The sequence below is a fragment of the Pseudoflavonifractor intestinihominis genome, from assembly GCF_040096055.1.
Classification (GTDB): domain Bacteria; phylum Bacillota; class Clostridia; order Oscillospirales; family Oscillospiraceae; genus Pseudoflavonifractor; species Pseudoflavonifractor intestinihominis.
Map to the genome: position 1 here is coordinate 1 of NZ_JBBMFK010000065.1, position 956 is coordinate 956.

The following is a 956-nucleotide window of genomic DNA, read 5'->3' on the forward strand; positions in this document are numbered from 1 at the left end:
TACCAGCTTTGCCTTGCCGGGAACGGCCCGACCAAGATTGCCCGTATGCTTACGGAGCAGCAAATCCCCACGCCGGGGACGCTGGAATACCGCAGGACGGGCAGCACCCGCCGCTACCACCCCGGCTATGAGTGCAAATGGGCGACGAACACCGTCGTTCATATCCTCGAAAACCGGGAGTACACCGGCTATCTGGTAAACTTCAAGACGGAGAAGCCCTCTTACAAGGTCAAGCACAGTGTAGAGAACCCCATCGAAAAGCAGGCCATTTTCCCGAACCACCACGAGCCGATTATCGACACGGAAACATGGGAGCGCGTGCAGGAGTTACGCAAGCAGCGCAAACGCCCAAACCGCTATGATGAAGTGGGGCTGTTCTCCGGTATGCTGTTCTGCGCCGACTGCGGCCATGTGATGTACCAACAGCGGTATCAGAACAAGAACCGCAAGCAGGACTGTTACATCTGCGGCAGCTACAAGAAGCGCACACGCAACTGTACGGCGCACTTTATCCGCACCGACCTGTTGACCGCCGGTGTCCTCTCCAATCTCCGGCAGGTGACGGAATATGCCGCCAAGCATGAGAGCCGCTTTGTGAAGCTGCTTATCCAGCAGAACGAGATCGGCGGCAAGAGAAAGACCGCCGCAGCCACGAAGCAGCTTGAACAGGCGCAGGAGCGCATTTCCGAAGTGAGCCGCATTATCAAGCGGCTGTATGAGGACAATGTGAACGGCAAAATCAGCGACGAGCGTTTCATGGAACTGTCGGCAGACTATGAGCAGGAACAGCGGGAACTGAAAGACCGCGCCGCCGCTTTGCAGGAAGAACTGGACAAGTCGCAGGCTGCCACCGTCAACGCGGAAAAGTTTATGGGTATCGTCCGAAAGCACCTTGCCTTTGAGGAATTGACCCCCACCCTCTTGCGGGAAATGATTGAAAAAATCGTCGTGCATGA

At 56.4% G+C, this 956-nt stretch carries 1 protein-coding gene; it reads left to right on the top strand.

Annotated elements, in window-relative coordinates; translation table 11 throughout:
• The coding region (locus tag WMO64_RS17025; RefSeq protein WP_349232767.1) for a recombinase family protein at positions 1-956 on the top strand (956 nt) is incomplete at both ends.